Source organism: Proteiniphilum sp. (assembly GCF_040307845.1).
GTDB lineage: Bacteria > Bacteroidota > Bacteroidia > Bacteroidales > Dysgonomonadaceae > Proteiniphilum.
Genome location: NZ_JAWRIS010000065.1, coordinates 41,416 through 57,956, shown reverse-complemented (window position 1 = coordinate 57,956; position 16,541 = coordinate 41,416). Strand labels below are relative to the sequence as shown.

15 protein-coding genes are annotated in these 16,541 nt (G+C 44.2%); 11 read left to right on the top strand and 4 right to left on the bottom strand.

Annotation, left to right across the window (positions count from 1 at the left end; translation table 11 throughout):
* Together ABV001_RS17255 and ABV001_RS17250 are read right to left on the bottom strand one after the other, a co-directional pair.
* The coding region (locus ABV001_RS17255; protein ID WP_352423949.1) for an alpha-ketoacid dehydrogenase subunit beta at positions 1-678 on the bottom strand (678 nt) is incomplete at its 3' end.
* A 206-nt stretch (positions 679-884) separates the two neighbouring features.
* Positions 885-1,877: a thiamine pyrophosphate-dependent dehydrogenase E1 component subunit alpha gene (locus tag ABV001_RS17250; RefSeq protein ID WP_294081029.1), complete on the bottom strand. Its 993-nt coding sequence runs from the start codon at positions 1,875-1,877 to the stop codon at positions 885-887.
* A 463-nt stretch (positions 1,878-2,340) separates the two neighbouring features.
* On the opposite strand from ABV001_RS17250, the gene ABV001_RS17245 reads away from it, so the two are divergent.
* The 5 genes from ABV001_RS17245 (at position 2,341) to ABV001_RS17225 (ending at position 7,169) form a co-directional block, all read left to right on the top strand.
* Positions 2,341-2,775, top strand: coding sequence for an RrF2 family transcriptional regulator (locus ABV001_RS17245; RefSeq protein WP_352423948.1), 435 nt, complete (start codon positions 2,341-2,343; stop codon positions 2,773-2,775).
* A gap of 129 nt (positions 2,776-2,904) precedes the next feature.
* Positions 2,905-3,366, top strand: a complete 462-nt coding sequence (locus ABV001_RS17240; protein ID WP_294081024.1) for a hypothetical protein — start codon at positions 2,905-2,907, stop codon at positions 3,364-3,366.
* A gap of 24 nt (positions 3,367-3,390) precedes the next feature.
* Complete coding sequence (locus ABV001_RS17235; RefSeq protein ID WP_352423947.1) at positions 3,391-5,622, top strand: nitric-oxide reductase large subunit; 2,232 nt, start codon at positions 3,391-3,393, stop codon at positions 5,620-5,622.
* A gap of 71 nt (positions 5,623-5,693) precedes the next feature.
* Positions 5,694-6,422, top strand: coding sequence for an iron-sulfur cluster repair di-iron protein (gene ric, locus ABV001_RS17230; RefSeq protein WP_352423946.1), 729 nt, complete (start codon positions 5,694-5,696; stop codon positions 6,420-6,422).
* A 117-nt stretch (positions 6,423-6,539) separates the two neighbouring features.
* The gene (locus ABV001_RS17225; protein WP_352423945.1) at positions 6,540-7,169 is read left to right on the top strand and encodes a thiamine diphosphokinase; all 630 of its coding nucleotides are present in this window, start codon (positions 6,540-6,542) and stop codon (positions 7,167-7,169) included.
* Positions 7,170-7,287: 118 nt separating this feature from the next.
* On the opposite strand, the gene recO is transcribed toward ABV001_RS17225, so the two are convergent.
* Together recO and rplS are read right to left on the bottom strand one after the other, a co-directional pair.
* On the bottom strand, positions 7,288-8,010 hold the full coding sequence (recO, locus tag ABV001_RS17220) for a DNA repair protein RecO (protein ID WP_352423944.1): 723 nt from the start codon (positions 8,008-8,010) through the stop codon (positions 7,288-7,290).
* 92 nt (positions 8,011-8,102) lie between these two features.
* Complete coding sequence (gene rplS / locus ABV001_RS17215) at positions 8,103-8,453, bottom strand: 50S ribosomal protein L19 (RefSeq protein ID WP_352423943.1); 351 nt, start codon at positions 8,451-8,453, stop codon at positions 8,103-8,105.
* A 212-nt stretch (positions 8,454-8,665) separates the two neighbouring features.
* On the opposite strand from rplS, the gene ABV001_RS17210 reads away from it, so the two are divergent.
* The 6 genes from ABV001_RS17210 to ABV001_RS17185 all read left to right on the top strand — a co-directional run bounded on the left by ABV001_RS17210 (position 8,666) and on the right by ABV001_RS17185 (position 16,468).
* On the top strand, positions 8,666-9,415 hold the full coding sequence (locus ABV001_RS17210) for a 5'-nucleotidase C-terminal domain-containing protein (protein ID WP_352423942.1): 750 nt from the start codon (positions 8,666-8,668) through the stop codon (positions 9,413-9,415).
* Between the two features lie 98 nt (positions 9,416-9,513).
* A complete protein-coding gene (locus tag ABV001_RS17205; protein ID WP_352423941.1) occupies positions 9,514-10,347 on the top strand; it encodes a bifunctional metallophosphatase/5'-nucleotidase in 834 nt (277 codons plus the stop codon).
* Positions 10,348-10,482: 135 nt separating this feature from the next.
* Entirely contained in the window at positions 10,483-13,455 is a 2,973-nt protein-coding gene (locus tag ABV001_RS17200; RefSeq protein WP_352423951.1) for a serine hydrolase domain-containing protein, read from the top strand.
* Positions 13,456-13,466: 11 nt separating this feature from the next.
* Positions 13,467-14,522 carry a 3-dehydroquinate synthase gene (gene aroB / locus ABV001_RS17195; RefSeq protein ID WP_352423940.1) on the top strand — a complete coding sequence of 352 codons (1,056 nt, stop codon included), beginning with the start codon at positions 13,467-13,469 and terminating at the stop codon, positions 14,520-14,522.
* Between the two features lie 193 nt (positions 14,523-14,715).
* Positions 14,716-15,237, top strand: coding sequence for an RNA polymerase sigma factor (locus ABV001_RS17190; RefSeq protein WP_352423939.1), 522 nt, complete (start codon positions 14,716-14,718; stop codon positions 15,235-15,237).
* 64 nt (positions 15,238-15,301) lie between these two features.
* Positions 15,302-16,468: a FecR family protein gene (locus ABV001_RS17185; protein ID WP_352423938.1), complete on the top strand. Its 1,167-nt coding sequence runs from the start codon at positions 15,302-15,304 to the stop codon at positions 16,466-16,468.
* Positions 16,469-16,541 lie beyond the last annotated feature (73 nt).

The following is a 16,541-nucleotide window of genomic DNA, read 5'->3' as shown; positions in this document are numbered from 1 at the left end:
GTTCGCAGCCTGCATCACACGCTCCAGCATACGTCCATAGGTGATGACGGTGACATCTTTTCCTTCTTTTTTGATATCGGCTTTCCCGATAGGCAATACAAACTCCGGATCAAGCGGTACCTCACCCTTCATATTATATTGAGCTTTGTACTCGAGGAAGATTACCGGGTTATTGTCGCGAACAGCCGCTTTTAATAATCCTTTCACATCAGCGGGTGTTCCCGGGGCAATCACTTTGAGACCGGGGATATGTGTAAACCATGCTTCGAGCGACTGCGAGTGTTGCGCGGCCGAACCAACGCCTCCTCCAGCGGCTGCACGGAATACCACCGGTATCTGTCCTTTTCCTCCGTACATATACCTTGTTTTGGCTGCCTGATTCACAATATTATCCATCATATAGACAATGAAGTCCATAAAAGTGACATCCACAATGGGACGCATCCCTGTCATGGCAGCACCTATGGCCGCCCCGGAAATAGCATTTTCTGAAATAGGGGTGTCGCGCACACGTTCTTTGCCGAATTCTTCGAGCATACCGACCGAGGTACCGAAGTCACCTCCGAAAATCCCTACATCTTCTCCCATCAGGAATACGTTCTCATCACGACGCATCTCTTCCGACATAGCCATGATAATGGCATCGCGGACAGACATGAGCTTTGTATTATTTTCCATCTGTTTTTTATTCAATTGTTATTCGATTGTTATTCAATTGTTGTTCAGTTGTTATTCGGTTGTTATTCAATTGTTGTTCAGTTGTTATTGAGCTACGTGCGAAGCATGAATAACGCACGAAGTGCGAATAACAGCGAAGCTGAATAACAATAAAATTGAATAACAGCGAAGCGAATAACTACTGTATAACGGCAAAGCCAAATATTTTAATCCGCAAAGATATCCTCGAATGCCGATTCCAGTGTCGGTTCAGGACTGCTTAACGCAAACTTCACAGATTCTTCTACTGCATCTTCAGAGGCTTTCTCAATCGCTTCTATCTCTGATGCGGTAGCTATCTTATTTTCAATAAGGTATCCTTTAAATCGTTCGATAGGATCTTTTTTCTTCCATTCATCCACCTCTTCCTTGGTACGGTATTTCCCGGGGTCAGACGTTGAATGTCCCAGCCAACGATAGGTAATCGCTTCTACCAACACCGGACCGTTACCATCACGTACATATTGCACCACCTCCTCGAATTTATTGTAAACGGCAAGCAAGTCATTGCCATCTTCAATAAAGTGTCCGGGAACACCATAAGCGGATGCTCGTTGATAATTGTAATCGATATTGATTACACTCTTGATGGGCGTGCTGATCCCATACATATTATTAATGGAGTAGAAAATCACGGGTAACTTCCAGATAGAAGCCATATTCAATGTTTCATGGAAAGTACCTTCGTTAACGGCCCCATCGCCGAAACAGCAGAGAATGATTTTTCCTGTCTTTTTCATCTTCTGGGTGAGTGCGGCACCAATAGCCATACCCATTCCACCGCCTACAATTCCGTTCGCACCCAGGTTTCCACCATCGAGATCGGCTATATGCATCGATCCTCCCTTGCCTTTACAGGTTCCGGTGGCTTTTCCCATGATCTCGGCCATCATACCGTTGAGATCTATCTCCAGGGCGATACTCTGCCCATGTCCACGGTGATTGGATGTGATCATATCGAATCCTTTCCTTATCGCACCGATAGCTCCCACATTGGCAGCTTCCTCCCCGACGGAGAAGTGCGTCATGCCGGGTATTTTCCCCTTTTTCACAAGCCGGTTTACTTTATTGTCGAAATTACGGATATCAAGCATCAACCGATGCATGTGCAACATTTTTTCTTTTGTTAATTCGCTTTTTTTTGATTTTGTTTTGGCCATAACAGCTATTACTTTACGATATAATATTTCTTAGTGTATCCTTAAATAGTTAGAACAATTCTACATAAGAACAGTTTTTCAATCCTATTGTTTGGAAAAGCAGTTCTTTTATGTTTTATTAAATATTTGACAGGAAGAGGGTAAAGACTTTTTTTAGAACAAAGAGTAAAGAATAAGGAATAAAGACTTTTAGAGTGAAGAACTAAAAACTAAAAACTGAGAACAGAGAACCAAGAGCCCTGAACCAAGACATAAAAAATATTTACGATATTTTTATCGGGAATTAAAAATAATATATATCTTTGGAGAAAATAAGATGCGCCCCGGAAAAGTATAAGCAAGCTTATCTTTTCTCTCGGCTTTCATTATCTTTAGATAAGATAGGATGCGCTTCGGAAATCTTTTGAGAATAAACTCTCACGATTTCTCTCAGCTTTCACTATCTTTGGCAAAAATAGATTGGATGTTTTCGAAAGCTTGTGAATATGGAATAAGGGCTACCCTTTATATCGCTTCTCAATCGTTAAAGGAGAATAGAGTGAAAATCGGCGATATTGTACAGAATACCGGTTCTCCCGAAGCCTTTACAGGGAAGGTACTGGGATTATTGTCAAAAAACGGTATTGTAGAGTCCTATACAGGTCCGAATGGGGGTTTTGAAATCAAGCGCGAAAACCTGCATTATATCACAATGGCCGATATCGTCAGGGCTATCGATGGGAATGCTTTCTTTGAAGGTTGTGCGCTGGGATTGGACCAGTGCGATGAAAAACGTCCCTGCCCCATGCACCACTCTGTGGAAGAGATCAGGAGAACGATGAGGGATGTGTTGAAGGAAACCACCGCTTATGAACTGGCAGTGGGAATAAAAAACAAGGAAACTCTGCTGAAACGATAATTTTTTACGATAATTTACGACAATTTTGTCGTAAATAAAACAGGTGTCTGCTTGAAAACGACTTTAGACATATTACTACGTCATACACAGTCAGATACAGATTTAAATCACGATCAAAATTAAAAAGAGATGCAAACAAAAGAAATTCAATTCTACCTGTTAGCGCTTCCCTCAGTTTTTCTTTGGATAGGATTTGTTTGTGCGATCAGCTTTATGGAGGCATGGTTAAAATTCAGGGCACCCGGAGTGACTTTGCCTTTAGGACTTGGTATCGGCAGTCTGATATTTAAAGCGCTAAACAAAGTAGAATGGGTATTCGCCATTCTCATAGCTATAGATTTGTTCCTGCTTCATCGGGGAATAGGAATGAACCTACCCCGTATACTGTTCCTGGCCGCACTATTGATACTTCTCACCCAAACACTTTGGCTATTACCTGCACTCGACGCTCGTATTCCGCTCTATCAACAGGGATTGGATGTGCCATCCTCACCTCTCCATTTTTATTATGTAGGAACAGAAGTGGTCAAGGTCGTCTGTTTATTCATGATAGGCATTCATTTTATACGATCAATCCGCATCATATCATAAAGTCTAACCTAAAAAATATTCAGTATGTCACAGAAAAAATTATGGATTGCATTTGCATTGGTGGTGGGTATTTCGTTTACCGTATTAATATTTTACGGCACTCAAATCTACCAGCAGGCTCCGCCGGTACCCGGACAAGTCGTTAACGAGTCGGGGGAGTTATTATTTACGGGTAATGACATCAAAGACGGCCAGAATATCTGGCAAAGCATTGGAGGGCAGGAGATCGGTACCGTCTGGGGGCATGGTGCCTATGTCGCACCCGACTGGACTGCCGATTATCTGCACCGGGAAGCGCAGTATCTCCTGAATAAATGGTCACAAGCCGATTACGGGAAACCGTTCGACGCATTGGCTCCGGCCGACAAGGCATCGTTAGAGTCAAGGTTGCAGCAGTTTCTCAGGAAGAACACCTACGATGCAGCAACCAAAACGCTCACTATTTTCAACGAACGGTATGAGGCATTCCTACATAACAAACAACATTATGCGGGACTCTTCATGGATGATCCGGCACTGGACAAATTACGTTCCGATTACGCCATCGCAAAAAACAGTATTAAATCGGAAGAGAGGATGGATAAAATGGCGAAGTTTTTCTTTTGGGCATCCTGGGCATGTGTCACTGAACGCCCCGGCTCGGATGTGACCTATACGCACAACTGGCCCCCGGACACACAGATAGGCAATGTGCCGACCAGCGACCTGGTACTTTGGACGGGATTCAGTATCGTCATGCTGCTTTTAGGGATTGGCATCATGATTTTCGTACAGGCACGCAGCCGTCAGGAGGAAACCCTGAAACCGAGGGAAGACCCGTTGATGAACCAGCACATCACCCCATCGATGTGGGCAGTAAAGAAATACTTCTGGATTGTGAACCTGCTGATTCTTGCCCAGGTACTGTTGGGTGTAATCACCGCCCATTACGGAGTGGAAGGAGATGCGTTTTACGGTATCGATATAGCCAAATTTATACCCTACTCCATCACGCGCACCTGGCATATCCAGCTGGCCATCTTCTGGATAGCCACGGCATGGCTGGCTACCGGATTGTATATTGCGCCCTCGTTGAACGGAAAGGATCCCAAATTCCAGAAGCTGGGAGTCAATCTGCTTTTTATCGCGCTGCTCATTGTGGTGGCAGGCTCCATGATCGGGCAATGGTTTGGGGTTATGCAGCGACTCGACCTCGTGAATAACTTCTGGTTCGGCCATCAGGGATATGAGTATGTGGACCTGGGACGTTTCTGGCAAATACTGCTGGTGGTGGGACTATTTCTCTGGCTCACATTGATGATCCGCCCTATCCTGCCTATCATCAAGAAAGGAACATCCGAAAGGGGATTACTCATCCTGTTCCTGATTTCTTGTGCCGCCATAGCGTTATTCTATGGAGCGGGACTAATGTGGGGAAGGACTACCAACCTGGCGGTAGCCGAATATTGGCGCTGGTGGGTAGTACACCTCTGGGTAGAAGGATTCTTCGAGGTATTTGCTACCGTGGTAGCCGCCTTCCTCTTTACACGCATGGGATTGCTGGGCATTAAATCGGCGACCAACAACGTGCTCTTTGCCACGGTGATTTTCCTGACAGGCGGCATTCTGGGTACTTTCCATCATCTGTACTTCACCGGGACACCGACGGCTGTTATGGCACTGGGAGCTACTTTTAGCGCCCTCGAAGTGGTTCCGCTGGTATTGATTGGATTCGAAGCCTATCACAACTACCGGATGAGTAAAGCCACCGAATGGCTGGCGGATTACAAATGGCCTATATACTTCCTGCTTTCGGTATCCTTCTGGAATTTCCTGGGAGCCGGAATCTTCGGATTTATCATCAACCCTCCCATCGCCCTCTATTATATGCAGGGATTGAACACCACACCGGTACATGGCCATGCAGCACTCTTCGGGGTGTATGGCATGCTGGGTATCGGGCTTATCCTGTTCGTATTGCGCAGTATGTACCGCAAACAAAAATGGAATAACAAACTGATTTCATTCACATTCTGGACTCTCAATATCGGGCTGTTCCTGATGGTAGTATTGAGCCTGCTGCCTGTCGGATTGATGCAGACCGTCGCCAGTGTCAAGGAGGGTATGTGGTTTGCCCGCTCCGCTGAATTCATGCAGCAACCATTGGTGAGCACTTTCAAATGGTTGCGTATTTTAGGCGACACTATCTTTGCGATAGGCACCCTTGCCCTGTTCTGGTTCGTATATACATTAACGATCAAGAAAAAAAAGCAATAATTATTCACATCCGGAGCATCTTCCCCGACCCTCTACCTGGAGTCGGGGAAAGCTCCCTAAAATTTATTATTATGGATATAAACAGTCAAAGTATTATAGGCAAACTTGTGGCAGAAAACTACAAAGCTGCCTCGATATTCAAAAAATACAATATAGATTTCTGCTGCAATGGAAACAGAACAATAGCCGACGCCTGCCGTAAAAAACAAATCGATGAAAACCGGTTGATCGGTGAACTCTCCGAAGTAATCAACGAAAAGGCAGCGGGAGATATCAACGTCAATGCTTTCCCACTCGACCTGCTGACCGATTACATAGAGAAAACGCACCACCGCTATGTGGAGAAAAAGATTCCGGAAATCACACCTTTCCTTCAAAAAGTGGTAAGGGTTCACAGCGATAACCACCCCGAATTGACCGAAGTGGAGCAACTCTTCTTCGACTCGGCGGCAGATCTCTCAGCACACATGAAAAAAGAGGAATTGATGCTGTTTCCCTATATCCGTCTCTTGGTAAGAGCCCAATTATCCGATGGTAAAAGGCCACAGACCGGATTAGGATCAGCCGCTGCCTACATCACCCAAATGGAACAGGAACATACCGCAGAAGGTGAGCGCTTCAGGAGAATCAGTGAATTGACAGGGAATTATACTCCGCCCGAAGATGCTTGTAATACCTATAGGGTGACACTCAGCCTGCTGAAAGAATTTGAAGAAGATTTACATCGCCACATCCATCTGGAAAACAATATTTTATTTCCAAAATCGATTCAGTTGGAGCAGAGACTGGAGAGACTGTAACGGATTTTATATTAAGCAACTGTGGAATTTATCCCTATGGGCATCTTTCATTGATCCTTCTTTTATACCTTTGCGATAATTTCATTTGATAAGAGTATAGAACCAAAGATATAAAAGATGAATAGAAGTAAGTCCGCCAGCACTGCGGTCATCATTGCCAATGGGCGATATCCAAAACACCCGGTTCCTCTCTCCTATATCCGGGAGGCGGAGTATATTGTCTGTTGCGACGGCGCCGCCAATGACTTCATTGCCCGCGGCGGAATGCCGGATGCCATTGTAGGCGACTGTGATTCCATCTCGGAAGAGAACAGGATCCGTTTTGCCGGTATCATCCATCCGAACCCCGACCAGGAGACAAATGACCTCACGAAATCTGTCCTGTATTGTGTGGAAAACGGAAAACAACAGATTATCATCATAGGAGGAACCGGAAAACGGGAAGATCATACCCTTGGGAATATATCACTGTTGGCCGACTATATAGAAATTGCGGAGGTTATGATGGTCACCGATTGGGGTATCTTTACTTCCATTGACACCCAAACGGAGTTCAGGAGCTACAAGGGAGAACAGGTTTCTATTTTCGCCATCGACCCCAAAGAACTCACCACGCACAACCTTAAGTATGAGGTCGACGGAAGAATATTGACAAACTGGTGGCAAGGGACATTGAATGAGTCATTGGGAGATTCTTTCAGTATTGAACCGGAAGGGAGATTGATCGTTTTTCAGGCATATAAATAATTTTAATTACCAATTCACTAATTACAATCACTAATTTGGATGGAATTGGATACTTGACTCTAATCTTGAATCTCCATTTCTAATTTTTAATTTTCCACTTTTCACTCTTAGTTCTTTATTATCCCAACTCCCTCAGGACTTCCAACGATTTCAGCGGCGGGAAATTATAGATATGCAGGCGGTAATAATCCAGTAATTGGTCAACAATCTCATTACGGTTATTCCGTGAGAGTTTAAAAAGGTGCATATTGCCGTAGTTGATGCGATTAAGATCGCGCAGGTAGGCGCTCTCGTTCCTCTTTAGGTAATAGGCGTGCAACGGTTCACTTACCACGAACTCACCATGCTGAAGATCAAAATAGGAGCGGTCACCACTAAATTCAGTGTTGGGATAGATTCCCAAAAATCGGGTTAACCCTATCATAAGAGCCAGATGGAAATTAGCCAAACCCTTCTCCGCGACTTCTAATGTCTCTATCGAATTTTTCAGATAACCGAAAGTCAATTCATTTTTGTCTGATTCACGGAGTACGACCGATAAAAATTCCGAGATAAAAAAAGCAAGGGACACCTTAGTAATGTTGGTACATAGTTCGTATAACGGAAATTGCCTCTCCACCTCCTTCAATCTCTGCACATCACGCAACGGCATATGTTCCACCTCCAGGTGTAATACCGACAAAGGGAAAAAAAGCGAGCTCCTGATTTTCGTTTTTTTTCCGTGTGACATGGGCAAAAGATAGGAGACCCTCCCAAAATCACGTGTAAAAAGATGGGCGATAGAGTAAGTATCGCTGTAGGAAGTCGTGCCGAGTACTATACCTTCTGTTTTGAATAACATGCTGCGGGTTACTGTTTATAGAATGCAGTGTAAATATATAAAAAAACTCCGAATAAATCCGGAGTTCATATATCTTTTTATCCTGCAAGTCATTAATAGACTTTTTTCTTGATACGGGCAGCTTTTCCACGCAGTTTGCGCAGGTAATACAGTTTGGCCCTGCGTACTTTACCTTCGCTGTTGAGTACGATATTATCAATGAAAGGAGAATTCATCGGGAAGATACGTTCCACACCAATGTTATCAGACATCTTCCTTACGGTAAAACGCTTGGCGTCACCATGACCGGCGATCTTGATCACCACACCGCGATACTGCTGTATACGCTCTTTGTTCCCTTCAGCAATACGGTAAGCCACTGTGATCGTGTCACCGCTCTTGAATTTGGGAAATTCCTTTTTTTCTCTCGCGAAAGCCTCTTCCGCGATCTTTATTAAATCCATTTTATCAAAGCTTTATGTTAATAATTAACCCTTTAAAACGCAATATAACGGCCTGTTGCCGACAGAGATTACGCAAAGCGGATGCAAAGGTAGATAATTTTCTTTAATCTCCCGCACAAAACGCATTTTAATATTTATTTTTTGTGCCACGTCTTGGCACACAAGGTAAAAAAATGTACTTTTGAACTGTTTTACACAATAAAAATAATAACATGCGATTAAAAACGATATGGATTGCCTGCATGACTGTCCTGTTCCTATCTTGTAACCAACAATACAGGATCACCAAAATGTCGGGCACAATTGTAGAGATGAACTCTGCATTCGACACGCAACCTCACCAACAGATGGAGGCGCTCGTTCAATCCTATAAAACGGAACTCGACCAGGAGATGAATGTAGTGATCGGCAGGTCGGCCCAATTTATGGATTATAAAAGACCTGAAAGCCTACTGACCAATCTCACGTCGGATGTCATGAAGTCTTATGGGGACGAACAGCTACCGGATGGTGCAGACATAGGCGTGATGAATGTCCACGGACATCGAGCCACCCTACCTGCTGGTGATATAACTGTCGGCAACCTCTATGAGATATACTCGTTCGATAATACCATCACTTTTCTGGAGTTGAAAGGAAATGACCTGAAAAAGATGTTCGACGCTTATGCGCGTATAGGTGGGGCGGGTATCTCTTCTAATGTGAAACTGATCATCGACGACAAAAAAGTAAAAAGTGTCACTATTGATGGAAAAACCATTGACAAGGATAAAATTTATCATATCGTCACTCTCGACTATCTGGCAGAAGGGAACGACAACATGAGCGCCTTCCGCGATGCTGTCAGCAGTATCAACACCGGCGTCACATTGCGTGATGTGATGATCGACTGGGTAAAGGAGCAAACCCGGCGCGGAGAAGAAATTGACTCCCAACTCGATGAACGTATTGTTATTCGATAATATGTTTCGCACGATAAAAATAGATGCTTCTCATGATAGTGCGCTTCGCGCGATAAAAGTTTTTCACTTTTAATTTTTCACTTTTCACTCTAAAAAAAATGTATTCAACAAACAACCTCATCATACTCTGCCTCTCGCTGTTTCTTTCCTTTCCGGCATTCTCACAAAAGAAGATGGTCATTCTTCACACCAACGATACCCATAGCCGCATTGAACCTCTGCCTGAAACCGACAGGACAGCTCCCGGCAAAGGAGGAGTGGTACGACGGGCATCTTATGTGGACAACGTCAGGAAAGAGAATAAGAATGTGCTCCTTTTCGATGCCGGGGATTTTTTGCAGGGTACACCCTATTTCAATCTCTTTAAAGGGGACGTAGAGGTGAAAGCAATGAACCTGATGAAGTACGATGCCGGTACGTTGGGGAATCATGAGTTCGATTACGGGCTGGAAGTACTCGCAGAAGTGATCCGTAAAGCCGACTTCCCCATTATTACCAGCAACTACGACTTTTCTGAAACAGTTTTATCGGGACTCGTCAAACCCTATATTATCCTGAAAAGGGATGGCATACGGATCGGCGTCATCGGCATCTGCGTGCAGCCACAGGGATTGATTGCCGCCGACAATTACAAGGGAATGAAATTTCTTGATCCGGTGAAGACAGCCAATGAATTGGCGGAGCAACTCCGTTCACAACATAAATGCGATATGGTGATCTGCCTCTCCCATCTGGGCTACCAACAGGACCTGTCACTGGCCGAATCAACCCGCAATATCGATTTGATCATCGGAGGACACAGTCATACCTACATGAAAGAACCCGAGATAAGGGAAAATCCCGATAACCAAGAGGTGATGATCTACCAGACCAACGGACGCGGAGTCTATGTGGGGAGGATTGATGTGGAACTGGAGAAAGTGAACAGGTGATTAGGTGGAAAGGTGGGAAAGTGCGAAAGTAGATATTCTCCATTTCTCAACTTCTTAACTTCAGACTTCTAAGTTTTTAGTTTTTCACTTTTAATTTTTCGTTTTTCAGAGAAGAGTGATATGAAGATACAAATGATGAAGAAAATATTATTTTTATTCATTTCTATTATATGTCCGGTACTTCTATCGGCACAGGTAACGACCTCCTTGTATGAGCAGGCCGATAAACAGGCTATGGGCAGATGGGTGGATTCGGTATATACTAAAATGACCCTCGACGAAAAGGTAGGTCAACTCTTTATGCCTATAGTGGAGCCAAACAGCGGATGGAAGACCCGGATATCGGGATATATCCGCAACCAGAAAGTAGGCGGATTACTATTCTCAAAAGGCACACTGGCGCAGCAGGCTGATATTACCAATTATGCCCAACAGCTTGCCGATATTCCGCTTTTGATCTCTCTCGACGGTGAGTGGGGATTGTCCATGCGGCTGACAGACGCTCCGAAATATCCACGAAACTTAGTCATCGGCGCGATACAGGATGAAGAGATCGTAAAACTCTATGGTCAGGAAGTGGCGCGCCAATGCAAGGAGATGGGCATCCATATTAATTTTGCCCCCTCGCTCGACGTACACAGCAATCCCAAAAATCCCATTATCGGCACTCGTTCCTTCGGGGAGAATCCGGTCAACGTGGCAAAGAAAGGGATTGCCTATGCGAAAGGATTGGAAGAAAACGGCGTGATGTCGGTAGCCAAACACTTCCCCGGCCATGGGGATACTTCGGAGGACTCACACAAGACATTGCCGACCATCGCACATAATCGCGAACGATTGGAACAGATAGAACTTTATCCCTTCCGGGAATATGTCAATGCCGGATTATCGGGAATGATGACAGGTCATCTGAACGTGCCGGCATTACAGACAAAAGGGATGCCGGCATCACTGTCCTACGGAGTGGGAGTACAGCTTCTGAAACAGGAGATGGGTTTTACCGGCCTCACTTTCACTGATGCCATGGCCATGAAAGGTGTTTCGGATCAGCCCGAAGCCAGTGTAAAAGCACTATTGGCTGGAAACGACATCATACTGGGAGTTGTAAACCAGGGTAAGGAAATCGCCTCGGTGAAGAAAGCTGTTGAAAACGGTACAATTTCCACTTCGCTCCTTGAAGAAAAAGTGCGGAAGATACTTTCCTATAAATATATACTCGGGGCAAACAAATTCACTCCCATCAACATATCCACCATCCACAACCGCGTGAATACTCCTTCTGCAGAGTGGGTACAAAAAAAAATCTACGACGGTGCCACTACCCTTCTTAAAAATGAGACAGAGTTGATTCCGGTAAAGAAACTCGATGCAACCAAGATCGCCGCAGTATCTATAGGTGCCGGTACCGGTAACACGTTTCACAAGTATCTGAAGAAATATGCTCCTGTAACCACCTTCAGTGCTCAATCCGTAGCAGCCCTGGCCGAAATAAGGAGATTGAAAGAATATGATCTGGTTATTATCTCCCTCCATTCAAATAATGCCGCAGATGCTGAAGCGCTACTGCAACTGACAAAAGAGCAAAAAACTATACTCACATTTTTCACCTCTCCTTACAGAATAGATAATTTTCAGGCTTCAGTCAATAACGCAACAGCTGTTATCATGGCTTACGATGCCACCGACTTCGCACAGATGAGCGCTGCGCAGGCTGTTTTCGGGGGAATTGGCATAAGTGGAAAACTCCCGGTATCTACCGGAATAATGAAAGAAGGTACAGGCTTCGACACAAGTAAGAGCCGTCTCAGCTATTCCATGCCCGAAGAAGTAGGCTTGGCTTCAGACAGATTCAACGAGATAGAAAGTATTGCATTGGAAGGAATCAGGCAACGGGCTTACCCCGGATGTCAGATTTTAGTGGCAAAAGATGGGGTGGTTATCTATGAAAGGGAATTCGGCAAATTCGATTATGAAGAAAGCCCGGAGGTGACAGACGAGACCGTTTACGATCTGGCTTCGGTTACCAAGACAACCGCCACACTTCCTGCCGTCATGAAATTGTATGACGAGAAAAAAATACGCCTTCAGGATCCACTCAGCAAATTTGTTCCGGAGACCAAAGGAAGCAACAAGGCAAACCTCACCATACGTTCCCTACTGCTGCACGAAACAGGGATAGTCGCTTTTATCCCCTATTACACCGCCGCCATTGATGAGAACAGCTACTCAGGTTCGCTGTTCGGCAAACAATCATCTGTATACCACGTTCGTTACGCGGGTGCGTGGGGTCGTACCGACTACAAGTTCCTTCCGGAGTTAATTTCCACACGTGAATCGGAACAATTTCATCTCCCTGTGGCAAAAGGGCTATATGCAAGTGACAAGATGCATGACAAGCTGTTGAAGGAGGTCATCGATACAGAACTAAAACGGAAAGGGAGTTACCGGTATAGTTGCCTTAATTTCATGCTGTTGAAGGAAGCAGTGGAGTCTGTTTCAGGGACTGACCTCGACACTTACGTGAAACAAAACTTCTACCATAAGTTGGGCGCATCTACCACCACCTTTCAGCCATTGAAGCAGACATCCATTGAAAGGATTCCCGCCACGGAGGATGATCCCTTTTTCCGTAAGCAGCACGTACGGGGTTATGTACACGATGAAGGTGCCGCCCTCTTCGGTGGAATATCCGGGAATGCAGGTCTTTTTTCCAACGCCAATGACCTGGCCAAACTTTATCAGATGTGGCTCAACGGAGGAGAATATGGAGGAGAGCGTTACCTGAGTGAGGAGACGGTAAGGCTCTTTACCACTACTAAAAGCAGTGTCAGTCGGCGTGGTCTGGGGTTCGACAAACCCGATCCGGCTAACAGCAGATTAAGTCCGACCAGCCCGGGCACACCCATTGAGGTATATGGCCACACGGGCTTCACCGGCACATGTTTCTGGATCGATCCTGTCAACAACATGACCTATATTTTCCTATCCAACAGGGTAAATCCTTCCCGGACACCCAACCGCCAATCCACGCTGAGTATCAGAGAGCGTATCCAGGAAGAATTGTATCTCGCCCTCAAAGCAATAAAAATTTCAGAAACAACCGATTAGAAATACAAGCTATGCAGCAAATCATCAAAAGCGACCATCTTGTCACCGACGTGGAGAAAGCCATTCAAGCGCTCCGGCACGATAAACTGTTTGTCCTCACAGACGAAAATACACACATCCATTGCTTGCCCCTGATTGCAAAAATCCCTTTGTTGCAGGAAGCCAAAGAAATTGTAATCCCCGCCGGCGATACCAACAAGACGATTGAGAACCTGAGCCGGGTCTGGCAATTACTCACCGAACACGGTGCTACGCGCCACTCACTACTCATCAATCTGGGCGGAGGGATGGTCACAGACTTAGGAGGATTTGCCGCCGCCACCTTCAAACGGGGCATCAGGTATATCAATATTCCTACTACCCTGCTGGGAGCGGTAGACGCTGCCGTAGGTGGAAAGACCGGCATCAATTTCGAAGGATATAAAAACGAGATCGGCTCCTTTTATCCTTCCGAATCGGTCATCATCTCTTCCGGTTTTTTCCGGACACTCGACCGGGCCGCGATCTTGTCGGGATATGCTGAGATGATCAAACATGCGTTGATCCACTCGGAAGCAGAATGGGAGGAAATCCTTGCCTATCCTTTTGATGAGGTAGATTATTCAAAACTAAACGAATTGGTTGTCCGCTCCGTAAAAATCAAACAGGATGTGGTGGAAAAAGATCCATTCGAAAAAAATATCCGTAAGGCATTGAATTTCGGACATACTACGGCTCATGCTTTCGAAAGTTTCGCCATGACCAATGGAAAGCCCATCCCCCACGGTTATGCCGTGGCATGGGGTATGATCGTGGAGCTCTGGTTGTCTCACAGGCTTTGCGGCTTTCCAAAAGAAAAACTGCAAAGGAGTGTCCGCTTTATCCAGGAACATTATGGTGCTTTTCCCATCACGTGCGATCATTATGAGGCATTGTACGAAATAACACGGCACGACAAGAAAAACATAGGCGCTACCATCCATTTCACCTTGTTGGGTGATATCGGCGATGTACGGATCGACCAGACGGCCGACAAGAAACTGCTGTTCGAAGCATTCGACTTCTACAGAGATTCGGTAGGGCTGTAACGATATCGCCTCGGCATGGTATCCATAATATATTATTCCGGAAATTCCGGACTAAATCCTTGTATCTATACATGAAAAATGTTAAAAACTATTTTTAAATAATACTTTTTACAACTATTAGTGTTTCCTTATATATGTCTTTGTAGAGGAATTTATGAAACGAGCATAAGAATTGCTCGTACAATTTAATCGTATGAAAAACGAAGAGGACAGGCTCATAAAAAAATTAAAAACCGGGGATAAAATAGCCTTTAAAAAGATATTCTATCTCTATAGTGACAAGCTTTTCGCTTGGGCACATAATATAACCTGCGACTCTTCTGCATCGGCTGATATTGTGCAGGATTTCTTTATCCGCTGCTGGGAAAAAAGAGAGATACTGCCTGACAACTGCTCTTTCAAAGCCTATGCCTATAAATCCATTTACAACGCATCATTGAATTACATCAGGGATAATAAGCGCTTCGTGTATGGTTATGAAATCACCATAGACCTCATTGATGACGATGTACGCGATGAAGATCTGGAAGAATTAAAAAGGTTACTCCTGAAAGCCATTGACGAATTACCCGACAGATGTAAGAAAATATTTGTAATGACGACCCTGGAAAAGAAGAAATACGTTGAAGTGGCCGATCTGTTGGGTATATCCGTCAATACGGTTAAAGTACAGGTATCCAAAGCTTATCGGATTTTAAAAGAAAAAATAGGATAAAGACACGATTTTTGAGTAATACTTTTTCAAAATCGTTGTGTTATAGGGTAAATAAACAAGCAATATGTTGAAGATAGAAAAAAATATCACTGATAAATGGAACCTGTTGTTAAAGGTACTAAGTGACGAGATACCTGAAAATGACGGTCATTTTCAACATTGGCTTAATGAAGATACAGAAAACAAAAAGCTTTACCTGTTATTAAAAGAAGGAGGGCATCATAACGAACTATTTGATAAGGATCAGATTTTCACTACTATTTCCACTAAGCTCAGCCTGAATACCGAAAGAAAAAGACGCTTATACCAAAAAAGATGGTTTAAATATGTTATCTCTTCTGCGGCAGTCATTGCCCTGTCTATTATAACACTCAATTATTTCACCTTTCATGAAAACACCATTCCCGAAAAAGGAGAAAAGAATATTTTTGATCCGGGCTCTAAAAAAGCCTATCTTCTTTCAGTGAAAGGTGAAAAGATCGACCTCTCCGAATCTTTTGAAATAGAAAAAGAGGATGGTACAGTTATTTCCAATAAAAGCGAGGGAGTGATCAGTTTTGAAAAGACAACACCTCTGAAGAAAACAATAGCACAACAGACCATCTATGTACCCAAATCCGGAGAATATGAACTGGTACTTGCCGATGGCTCCAGAGTTTTTCTTAATTCGGAATCACAATTGACATTTCCCTCTTATTTTGAAGGAGATACCCGCCGTGTGGAATTGACCGGAGAAGCTTATTTTGAAGTAAAAAAAGACGGAAGACCGTTTACTATCCAGACTCCGGATCTTAGTATCGAAGTGTTGGGAACCTCATTTAATGTCAATGCATACCAGACAAATCCTTATGTCAATGCCACTTTGGTGGAAGGGAGCATCCGCATTCGACTGCCCGAAAAGCAGGAGAGTTTTCTGTTACAACCCGATCACAATTTTCGGTTTGATAAATTATCGGAAGAAATATCCGTTCAGCAGGTAAATACAGATATTTATACAGCCTGGGTAAAAGGAGAGTTCATGTTCCGGAACCAGACTTTGGCTGAAATATTTGGCCAATTGGAGAGATGGTATGACTTCAAGATCATCTATGAAAATCCGGATATAGCGAAAATGCGGTTTACCGGAAGCGCCGAGAAAGTAAGGCCGCTCAACTACTTACTAAATCAGATACAAGCGGTTACAGACATCCAATACAAATTGGAAGGAGGTAAAATAATCCTCTATCGATAATGTGAAAGGCTGCCCGATCTTAGGCCTTTCGGGCAGCCTTATGCAATAAATAAACTGTTACCTTTTTTAATTT

Excerpts from the sequence above, each read along its gene's own strand:
- ABV001_RS17190 (WP_352423939.1), top strand. The coding sequence starts at position 14,716 with ATGAAAAACGAAGAGGACAGGCTCATAAAAAAATTAAAAACCGGGGAT.
- ABV001_RS17240 (WP_294081024.1), top strand. The coding sequence starts at position 2,905 with ATGCAAACAAAAGAAATTCAATTCTACCTGTTAGCGCTTCCCTCAGTT.
- ABV001_RS17250 (WP_294081029.1), bottom strand. The coding sequence starts at position 1,877 with ATGGCCAAAACAAAATCAAAAAAAAGCGAATTAACAAAAGAAAAAATG.
- rplS (WP_352423943.1), bottom strand. The coding sequence starts at position 8,453 with ATGGATTTAATAAAGATCGCGGAAGAGGCTTTCGCGAGAGAAAAAAAG.
- ABV001_RS17245 (WP_352423948.1), top strand. The coding sequence starts at position 2,341 with ATGTTTTCGAAAGCTTGTGAATATGGAATAAGGGCTACCCTTTATATC.
- ric (WP_352423946.1), top strand. The coding sequence starts at position 5,694 with ATGGATATAAACAGTCAAAGTATTATAGGCAAACTTGTGGCAGAAAAC.
- ABV001_RS17225 (WP_352423945.1), top strand. The coding sequence starts at position 6,540 with ATGAATAGAAGTAAGTCCGCCAGCACTGCGGTCATCATTGCCAATGGG.
- ABV001_RS17235 (WP_352423947.1), top strand. The coding sequence starts at position 3,391 with ATGTCACAGAAAAAATTATGGATTGCATTTGCATTGGTGGTGGGTATT.
- recO (WP_352423944.1), bottom strand. The coding sequence starts at position 8,010 with ATGTTATTCAAAACAGAAGGTATAGTACTCGGCACGACTTCCTACAGC.
- ABV001_RS17200 (WP_352423951.1), top strand. The coding sequence starts at position 10,483 with ATGAAGAAAATATTATTTTTATTCATTTCTATTATATGTCCGGTACTT.
- ABV001_RS17185 (WP_352423938.1), top strand. The coding sequence starts at position 15,302 with ATGTTGAAGATAGAAAAAAATATCACTGATAAATGGAACCTGTTGTTA.
- aroB (WP_352423940.1), top strand. The coding sequence starts at position 13,467 with ATGCAGCAAATCATCAAAAGCGACCATCTTGTCACCGACGTGGAGAAA.
- ABV001_RS17210 (WP_352423942.1), top strand. The coding sequence starts at position 8,666 with ATGCGATTAAAAACGATATGGATTGCCTGCATGACTGTCCTGTTCCTA.
- ABV001_RS17205 (WP_352423941.1), top strand. The coding sequence starts at position 9,514 with ATGTATTCAACAAACAACCTCATCATACTCTGCCTCTCGCTGTTTCTT.